This is a genomic window from Paenarthrobacter sp. 2TAF44 (assembly GCF_052114885.1).
Lineage (GTDB): Bacteria > Actinomycetota > Actinomycetes > Actinomycetales > Micrococcaceae > Arthrobacter.
The window spans coordinates 43,449-52,763 of record NZ_JBFRFP010000031.1 but is presented as its reverse complement, the minus strand read 5'-3'; the positions used below and the strand labels follow the sequence as shown (position 1 = coordinate 52,763).

The 9,315-nt window shown below is 62.9% G+C and carries 5 protein-coding genes; 3 read left to right on the top strand and 2 right to left on the bottom strand.

The window, feature by feature from the left end:
- Positions 1 to 677: 677 nt before the first annotated feature.
- The gene (locus AB4Z15_RS22205) at positions 678 to 908 is read right to left on the bottom strand and encodes a hypothetical protein (RefSeq protein WP_442018987.1); all 231 of its coding nucleotides are present in this window, start codon (positions 906 to 908) and stop codon (positions 678 to 680) included.
- Between the two features lie 409 nt (positions 909 to 1,317).
- Between AB4Z15_RS22205 and AB4Z15_RS22200 the strand changes: the two genes are divergently transcribed.
- The 3 genes from AB4Z15_RS22200 (at position 1,318) to AB4Z15_RS22190 (ending at position 8,225) form a co-directional block, all read left to right on the top strand.
- The gene (locus AB4Z15_RS22200; protein WP_442018986.1) at positions 1,318 to 4,659 is read left to right on the top strand and encodes a galactose oxidase-like domain-containing protein; all 3,342 of its coding nucleotides are present in this window, start codon (positions 1,318 to 1,320) and stop codon (positions 4,657 to 4,659) included.
- Positions 4,660 to 4,982: 323 nt separating this feature from the next.
- The gene (gene ppsA, locus AB4Z15_RS22195) at positions 4,983 to 7,382 is read left to right on the top strand and encodes a phosphoenolpyruvate synthase (RefSeq protein WP_442018985.1); all 2,400 of its coding nucleotides are present in this window, start codon (positions 4,983 to 4,985) and stop codon (positions 7,380 to 7,382) included.
- Entirely contained in the window at positions 7,383 to 8,225 is an 843-nt protein-coding gene (locus AB4Z15_RS22190) for a pyruvate, water dikinase regulatory protein (RefSeq protein WP_442018984.1), read from the top strand.
- Here AB4Z15_RS22190 and AB4Z15_RS22185 read toward each other — a convergent pair.
- Positions 8,219 to 9,301: a flavin-containing monooxygenase gene (locus AB4Z15_RS22185; RefSeq protein WP_442018983.1), complete on the bottom strand. Its 1,083-nt coding sequence runs from the start codon at positions 9,299 to 9,301 to the stop codon at positions 8,219 to 8,221. The two genes, AB4Z15_RS22190 and AB4Z15_RS22185, sit on opposite strands and share 7 nt — an antisense overlap.
- Positions 9,302 to 9,315 lie beyond the last annotated feature (14 nt).

Sequence of the window (9,315 nt, the reverse complement as noted above, 5' to 3'; positions counted from 1 at the left end):
TCATTGCACTGTCCCAGGCCCGCGACGACCACGAGCGTGAACTCATCAAGCTCTACCACGACGGCGGCAACACCATTGAGCTCTGCGGCCTGACGGAGAAGCTGAAGGCCAAGGGCCTGCTGGTCGAAGACTAACCGTCCGCAATGGGCGCCTGCACACGCCTACCACATTACGATCGAAAGCCACAGCCTATGAGAAGGGCACTGTGCCTGGCTGACCGGAAAGACTGGGACGCAGAGGACTTCGATAATCTCGACGAATACCGCCAGAAACCACGGCGTCAGCAACTGGTCTGCCTGGCCTGCGGAGGCAAGGCGAAGTTCCGCTCAGCCGGTTCCAACCGGAAGGCCACGTTCAGCGCCCGGCACTCTGCGGACTGCTGCCTGAACTCCCCACCATGGACGGTGTTCCGGTACTTACAGTATTGAAGCGTCGGAAGGCGGGTGGTTCAGTTCTTGTCCAGGGTCCCGCTGGCCATTGCTCCGAGTAACCTGCAGTCTTTGTCAGAAATATCCGATAGCGCCCGACCCGACGACCACCACGTGCTTCGTCCGTTGCGCGGCCTGACGAGTGCTTTCATCTTATGAGCCCCGCCGGTCCCCGGCCGCTGGGTGCGGGCTGTTCAGCTTGGCGGGGAGCGGGGCGCGCCGGTGGAAAAGACGGACCAACTTTCATTGCTAGGACAGCTCACGGACAAGTATTCTTCGAGTGTGGAACTGACCGTGACGGCGGTGCGTGACGGAGGCAAGGTTGCCTTCCCAAACGATTACCGCTGCCCAGGTGCGCTTGTCGAATACAGGGCAGGAACCCTGGAAATCCAGGCCCACCACCAAGATGGCCGGCTTCGGCGTTTCGGGCGGCATAATTGCCGCCGTCAGGGGTTCACCCGTGCCGCTTACCGAACGCATGGTCTCCGCCCGATGGGTGATGCGTTTCTCTGCAGAATCGTGAGGAGATCACCCTGTTAGTAAAAGTCCCTGATCAGGCGTCTGAAGCGGTCGACGACGCCTGCGGCACCTGACTGCACACGCCAGTGGACGCCAGCGCTGTCCAGCGGAGGATCGTTTGACAGCGCAGTGGAACATCCTTGAGCGGTCGTGTTGAAGCATGGCTTCACGACGTCGGATGGCTGGTGCGGTTTTCGAAGTTCCCTGCGGGCATTCCCCATGCTGAGGGACCACCGGGACGCTAGTGAATCCCGTCCATATGTTGAAGCTCAGTGATAAGGCCACGTTCGTTCGGTCGAATCTGACGCCTTGGTTTTCCACGAACTGCCGATCCTGGCCTGCCACGGCTAGTCGAATCAAAGGACCAACCATGCAACGCATCTTTTCGTCACGGCCCCTCGCGCTGCTTGCGGGCTTATCTCTTGCAGTCGCCGGGTCCATCGTGAGCCTGCTCCCGGCAGCCGCGCCCGCGGCAGCTGCGGTACCTTTGGCCACGGACCGGATTGTCAGCACGCACCAGAGCACCCCTTCGACACGAATCGTCTCGCCCGCCTTCACGACAAGTCAGACGAACGAACTCCTAATTGCCTTCGTCATGTCGGACGGGCCGCAAGCCCCGGGGGAGACTTTCTCCTCGGTCGTCGGTGGCGGCCTCTCGTGGCGGTTGCGCGAGCGGACCAATGCCCGACCGGGCACCGCGGAGATTTGGCAGGCAGTCGCGCCGACCATACTGACGAACGTCACGGTTACGGCCACCAACTCGGGTTCGTACCAGTCGTCGATGACTGTTGTCTCCTTCGTCGGCGCGGATTTGGTCACTGACGGCGCTGTTGGAACAGGAAACGCCGCTACGGGGGCGCCCAACGCTTCCCTGACCACATCGCGGGCAGGCTCATGGGTGTGGGGAGCGGGAAATGACTGGGACAAAGCCACTGCCCGTACAGTCGGCGCCGGGCAAACAAAGGTCGACGAGTACCTCTCAAGCCAAGGCGACACGTTCTGGGTCCAGCGCCAAAGCGCGATAACGACGGCGGCACCTCCTACCGTGGTGGCGATCAATGACACAGCACCCACAACGGACAGGTGGAACCTCTCCGTCATGGAAATTCTTCCAGCCTCGACGGCAACAGGTGACACCACCGCGCCGGTGATCTCCTCCGTATCTGCCGGCACGCCCAGTTCCAGCGGAACAACCATCACCTGGACCACCGACGAAGCGTCCAACTCCCAAGTGGAATACGGCACGACCACGGCATACGGCCAGAGCACACTTCAGAATTCCGCGCTGCAGACCACACACTCGCAGGCGCTGTCCGGGCTCTCGGCCAGCACCCTGTACCACTACAGGGTGAAATCCGCCGACGCGTCAGGCAATCTGGCTGTCTCGGGCGACGCGACGTTCACCACGGCGAGCGGGTCCAGCACGGACCCGTCAGTGATCGGCTCGTGGGGCCCTGTCGTGGGTTGGCCGGAGGTGTCCATCCACGCGGCGCTGACACCTGCCGGCAAGGTTCTCACATGGCAAGGCGACTTCTCCCAAGGCGGCCAGCAGTACCTGCTCGATCCGGCGACAGGCAACTACACCCAGGTACCGAGCGCCGCCGTCGATCTTTTCTGCGCAGGGCAGGCGGTCCTGTCCGATGGCCGAATTCTCGTCGTCGGCGGGACCTCGACAAAAGGTGGACTGGGCATCCGCGATGTGACGGCCTTCGACCCGGTCACGGAAACCTGGCAGACCCTGGCGCCTATGAACCATCCCCGGTGGTACCCGACGGCGACGACGTTGGCCGACGGGCGCGTGCTGGTGACCTCGGGTTCGAACGCCAGCTTGCCGGACCTCGTGACCATTCCGGAAGTCTATTCACCCACCACGAACTCGTGGACCGACCTGACGGGCGCGAACCGGAGTATCCCGTATTACCCCTTCATGTATCAGCTGCCTGACGGCCGCGTCCTCCAGGCAGGGGCGTCCGAACAAGCCACCTCGACCCTTGCCCTGAATGTGTCCACGCAGCAATGGACCACCGTGGACTCCCGTGTACTGGACGGCGGCTCGATCGCGAACTACGCGCCGGGCAAATTCATCAAGGCCGGATCCGCCTCGGACGGTGGATTCACGGGGCAATCCACCAATACCGCCTCCATCCTGGATATGAACGCGCCAAGCCCTGCGTGGCAAGCGACGGCCCTCATGGCGTTTCCCCGTAGCTTCGTGAACTTGACGAACCTGCCCGATGGCTCAGTCCTTGCCACCGGAGGCGGAACGGACAAATCGGGTCAGGATGTCACCAAAGCCGTGATGCAGGCCGAGGTCTGGCAACCGGCCGCGGGAACGTGGAACTCGATGGCGCCGATGTCGGTTCCTCGCCTCTACCACTCGGTGGCCGTTTTGCTCCCGGACGGTCGGGTCTTCATATCCGGCGGCGGGGACGACGGGGTCACGGACCAGAGAAGTTACCAGATCTACTCCCCGCCGTACCTCTTCAAAGGCCCGCGGCCAACCATCTCCAGCGTACCGGGCAGCGTCCAGTACGGTTCGACCGCATTCATCGGAACACCGGACGCGAGCCGGATCCAATCGGTGTCCCTGATCAAGACAGGATCCGTGACCCATGCCTTCGATGAGAACGCGAGGGCCTTGAACCTGAACTTCTCGCAAACTTCCGGCGGTCTGAACGTCCAAATGCCTGACAACGGCAACTACGCCCCTCCAGGGTATTACCTGCTCTCGATCATTGACGGCAATGGTGTTCCGTCCACAGCCGGCATGGTCCGGTTGCCGGCACCGGGCCAGGACACCACCCCTCCAACGGCGCCGGCGGGCCTGGCTGCCTCTGCCTCTGCAGGGCAGATCGCCTTGACGTGGACGGCCAGTACAGACAACGTGGGTGTCACCTCATACCGGGTTTCGCGCGACGGAACCGTGATCGGGACTTCGCCGTCGACCAGCTACACCGACAGTTCGGTGGTCTCCGGGACGACGTACACCTACACAGTTGCCGCCCTCGACGCGGCAGGCAATGTCAGCCCGCCGTCGAACACGGCCACGGCGCAAGCCGTCGCAGCACCTCCCGGCGTCACGGTCGACAAGATCGTCGCGGTCCACCAAGGCACCAGCACGACGACGATCAGCGCCCCGGGTGTGACAACCACCGGCTCCAACGAACTCGTCCTTGCCTTCATCAGTTCGGACGGGCCAAGCTCCGCGAATTCAGCCCGGATAGCCAGCGTTGCCGGCGCAGGGCTGACCTGGACACTCCGGCAAAGAACCAACACGCAACCAGGCACCGCCGAGATCTGGCAAGCCGTCGCCCCCGGCCCCCTTTCGAATGCGACCGTCACCGCCACACAAGACTCGGGCAGTTGGCAAGCCGCCATGACCGTCGTCGCCTTCCGCGGGGCAGACACCACACCAGGAGCAGCACTGGGTGCGAACGCCTCCTCTGGCGCGCCAACGGCCACCCTCACCACCACCAGGGCCGGTTCCTGGGTCTGGGGCGTCGGCACGGACTGGTCCAACCCGATATCCCACGCGCCAGGGCCGAATCAGACCCTCGTTGACCAGTTCCTGGCGCCAGCGGGGGACACGTACTGGGTCCAACGACAGAACTCCACCTCACCGACGAACGGCACGCCTGTGACCATCAACGACACGTCCCCAACAACCGACCGGTGGAACCTCGCGATCATCGAAATTCTCGCCGCGCCCTAGACCTGGGCGCGACGACGCCATCCCGATTGAATTCGTGGGTGCCAAGGGTCTCCTGGCCCGCCGCCCGTTGGAAGGCATAGAGGACCCCGGAGGGAACATCGTGTACCTCGCCGACCGGATCTGACCTACGCAGACGCGGCGCAACTCACGACTTCGTGCTGAAGATACTTCCGCGGAGCCCTGCTTTGGTGACTTTCCGTTACTCCCGAATGATGTTGTACGTGTCACATCTATTTGCTTCCGGCAGCGTGCGGCCACGATCCTTGCAAGACCTAGTCTTTTTTTAGCGCTTGTCAGAGCGTGCCCAATGGAGGACACAATTTATGACTAACGTTCTTTGGTTTTCTGAGCTTGGCTTGTCCGACCTTGACCAGGTCGGCGGCAAAAATGCATCGCTCGGGGAAATGGTCCGGAATCTCGCCTCTGCAGGGGTGAAGGTTCCGGGCGGTTTCGCGACGACGGCGGACGCTTACCGGCGTTTTCTGGCGGAGTCGGGCCTGGATGCACGGATTGAAGGCATTCTTGAGGGTCTGGACAGCGGCGATGTGACTGCTTTGGCCAAGGTCGGCCAGGATATCCGGACCCTGATCCGTGAGACGCCGTTCCCTGCCGGTTTCGAAGACGACGTCCGCACCGCCTATCAGCGCCTAGCCCAGGAGCATGGCGGGGACGTGTCGTGGGCGGTACGTTCCAGTGCCACGGCGGAGGATCTTCCGGATGCTTCGTTTGCGGGCCAGCAGGAGACGTTCCTGAATATCCGCGGCATCGGGAACATCCTGCTCGCCATCAAGGACGTGTTCGCTTCCTTGTACAACGACCGGGCCATTGCCTACCGCGTGCACCATGGCTTCACCCACTCTGAAGTGGCGCTTTCGGCTGGTATTCAGCGGATGGTGCGTTCCGACGTCGGCGCTTCCGGTGTGATGTTCACCATGGACACCGAAACCGGCTTCACTGACGCTGTCTTCATCACGTCCTCGTACGGTCTGGGGGAGGCCGTGGTCCAGGGCGCTGTGAACCCGGATGAGTTCTACGCGTACAAGCCGGCCTTGGCGGCCGGACGGCCCGGCGTGCTTAAGCGCGGCCTGGGGGACAAAGCTGTGCAGATGGTCTACACCGATTCCGACGAGGTTGGCCGGACTGTTGACTTCATTCCGGTGCCCCAGGATTTGCGGTCCCGTTTCAGCCTGACCGATGCCGAAGTTGAAGAGCTTGCCCGGCATGCGGTGGCTATCGAAGCGCACTATGGGCGCCCGATGGATATCGAGTGGGGCAAGGACGGGGTGGACGGAGAGCTGTACATCCTGCAGGCTCGTCCCGAAACCGTGGAATCACGCAAGGCTGCCGGGACCACTTCCCGGTACACCCTTGCCGAGCGCTCCACGGTACTGGTGGAAGGCCGGGCCATCGGGGCGCGGATCGGCGCCGGGCAGGTGCGTGTATTGTCCTCGATTGACCAGATGGCCTCGTTCCAGGAAGGCGATGTCCTGGTGGCCAACATGACGGACCCGGACTGGGAACCCATCATGAAGAAGGCCGCAGCAATCGTCACGGACCGGGGTGGGCGTACCTGCCACGCCGCCATCATTGCCCGCGAACTCGGCATTCCCGCCGTCGTCGGCACCGGCTACGCATCCCAGATGCTCAAGGACGGCATTCCGGTCACCGTCAGTTGTGCCGAGGGCGAAGCAGGGCTGGTCTATGACGGGTTGCTGGAATACTCGCTGCACGAAACCAGCCTGGAGACCATGCCGGAGGCTCCAGTGAAGATCATGATGAACGTTGGCACTCCGGAACAGGCATTCAGTTTCGCCAAACTTCCCAACCATGGTGTTGGCTTGGCGCGGCTTGAGTTCATCATCAACCGGCAGATCGGCGTCCACCCCAACGCCCTGCTGGCCGTGGCCGGCGAGATCGAGCGCCCTGCAACCCTGGATGACTTCACCGTCCGGCAAATCCAGGAGAAAACTGCCGCCTACGATGGTCCACGCGATTACTACATCAGGCGCCTGGCCGAGGGAATCTCGACCATCGCCGCCGCATTTGCGCCTGAGCCGGTCATCATCAGGCTCTCGGACTTCAAGTCCAACGAGTACGCCAACCTCATGGGTGGTCCTGCGTTTGAACCGGAGGAAGAGAACCCCATGATTGGGTACCGGGGAGCGTCCCGGTACCTTTCTGCAGCCTTCCGGCAGGCCTTCGAACTCGAATGCGAAGCACTGAAGTACGTGCGCAACGACATGGGCCTGACCAACATCAAGCTCATGGTTCCGTTCGTGCGGACCCTGGAGGAGGCCAGCGGCGTGATCGACCTGCTGGCCGCCAACGGACTGCGAAGGGGCGAGAACGGCCTGGAGATCGTGATGATGTGCGAGCTGCCGGCCAACGCGCTCCTTGCCGACGAGTTCCTCGAGTACTTTGACGGCTTCTCCATCGGCTCCAACGACCTCACCCAGCTCACCTTGGGCCTGGACCGTGACTCCGCTTTGGTGGCCGAAGGCTTCGATGAGCGGAACCCGGCCGTGACCAAACTGCTGGAAATGGCGATTACGGCGTGCCGGGCCAAGGGCCGCTATGTGGGGATCTGCGGCCAGGGACCCAGCGACCACCCGGACTTTGCCGAGTGGTTGCTGGGACAGGGCATCAGCTCGATTTCACTGAACCCTGACGCCGTCACCGAGACCTGGCTGCGGCTGGCACGCACCACGAGCACCGCGCTCTAAATGGCAGAGCATCACAGCGTGGGGGCGGGTTCACCGCCCGCCCCCACGGTGTTCTTCCTTTCGGACAGCACCGGGATCACCGCCGAAACACTGGGCAACACGCTGTTGACCCAGTTCCCCGGTCAGCGGCTGGAACGGCGGACCATCCCGTTCATCACCACTGTGGAGCAGGCGCGTGACGTTGTTGCCTTGATCGACAAGGTGGCGGCCACCGGCCCGGTTCCCATCATCTTTTCGACGGCGGTCGGGCCTGACATCCGTGCCGTCCTCGCCCAAAGCCGTGGTCGGCTTTTTGACCTGTTCGGTACCCACATCGGCCAGCTCGAAGAAACGCTCGGCGCCGCGGCCAACGGCAAGCCCGGCCAAGCCCACGGCGTAGGAGACGCCGTCCGCTACCAATCCCGCATGGCAGCCGTTGAATACGCCATCGAACACGACGACGGTCAGTCGCTCCGTGCGCTCGAGCGCGCCGAATTGATTCTCATCGCCCCGTCCCGATGCGGGAAGACTCCCACCACCATGTACCTGGCCTTGCAGCACGGCATCCTGGCCGCTAACTTCCCTTTGGTCGAAGAGGATTTCGACAACATGGCGCTCCCGAAGCCAATTCAGCCATTCGCGGGCAAGTGTTTCGGACTGACATCCCAGCCCGTCCGTCTGAGCCAGATCCGTCAGGAGCGACGACCCGGCAGCAGCTATGCATCCCTGAACCAATGCACGTTTGAGTTGCGCAACGCCGAGGACATGTACCGGGCCAACAACATTCCTTATGTGAACTCTGCCTCCATGTCCGTGGAAGAAATTTCCGCCACGGTCCTCCAACGCCTGCAACTGCATCACTGACGGAACAACGGTGCGAGTGACTCCCGTCCGGCGATGAGTCCGGCGACGTGCCCGGCGTCCCTGCCGACCCCACCCACGAGGCCCGAGGTCAACCCGTATTGAAACGGCATGCCCACGAAGAACAGTCCTGGCAGTTGTTCCACGGCGCCCCGGGAGGTGAGCGGCCAGCCCTCTTCGTCCGCGGGAAGCCCCCGGATCCAGCCGAAGTCCGGTTGGTAGCCGGTGGCCCAGATTACGGTGGAGACTTGAAGTGTTGCGCCATCATCCAGAACAGGTTGGCCCTCACGGGCGCCGGCCAGTCGTCGCAGGCGCGTGACTCCCGCCGCGTCGAGCTCTTGGGTTGAGGCCCGGATCAGCGGGGCGCCGTGCGTGGTGAAGCCGATCGCGACTTTGCGTCCGATGGGGGTTGAACGGGTCAGCAGGTTGTGGATGAGGAGCCACCAGAGCCCGACGGCGTATCGCGTCACCGGATCCGGAACGTGGAATGGGGGAGTTCCGGCGACATAGGTACGGTGCGTGCGCGCGAGCTCCAGGGCGATTTCGACGCCGGAGGTACCGGAGCCGACCACCAGGACGTCCCCGGGCGGAACTGAGTCCGCGTTCTTGTATTTTGCTCCGTGCATTTGCTGGATGCTGGGGTCAAGATCCGCGGCGAAGCTCGGAATCCTTGGCCGCGCATTCGGACCCGTGGCAACAACAACGTTCTTAGCCAGGATCGGTCCCTCGCTTGATTGGACCCGGAACAAGCCGTCCTCGCGTTCGATGCCATCGACCTGGACACCATGACGTACCGGAAGTTCCCAGTTCGAGGCATACGCCTCGAGGTATCCGGCCATCGCGTCTTTGCTGGGAAAGCTGCCTCTAGCGGCCGGAAATGGCAAACCGGGGAGCGAATCGTGCTGTGCCGGCGTGAAGAGGCGCAGTGAATCCCAACGGTTCCGCCACACGTCGCCGACGCGCGGATGGGAGTCCAGGATGAGGAAGTCTTGGCCACGTTTTTTCAGATGGAAGCCGGTGGCGAGCCCTGCCTGACCGGCACCCACAATCACGGTGTTAAGTGGCTCAATGCTGTCCATCGCGAAGCCTCCTG

What these genes read in the sequence shown, in the direction of transcription:
- AB4Z15_RS22205 (WP_442018987.1), bottom strand. Translation starts at nt 908, where the DNA reads ATGCGTTCGGTAAGCGGCACGGGTGAACCCCTGACGGCGGCAATTATG.
- AB4Z15_RS22200 (WP_442018986.1), top strand. Translation starts at nt 1,318, where the DNA reads ATGCAACGCATCTTTTCGTCACGGCCCCTCGCGCTGCTTGCGGGCTTA.
- ppsA (WP_442018985.1), top strand. Translation starts at nt 4,983, where the DNA reads ATGACTAACGTTCTTTGGTTTTCTGAGCTTGGCTTGTCCGACCTTGAC.
- AB4Z15_RS22190 (WP_442018984.1), top strand. Translation starts at nt 7,383, where the DNA reads ATGGCAGAGCATCACAGCGTGGGGGCGGGTTCACCGCCCGCCCCCACG.
- AB4Z15_RS22185 (WP_442018983.1), bottom strand. Translation starts at nt 9,301, where the DNA reads ATGGACAGCATTGAGCCACTTAACACCGTGATTGTGGGTGCCGGTCAG.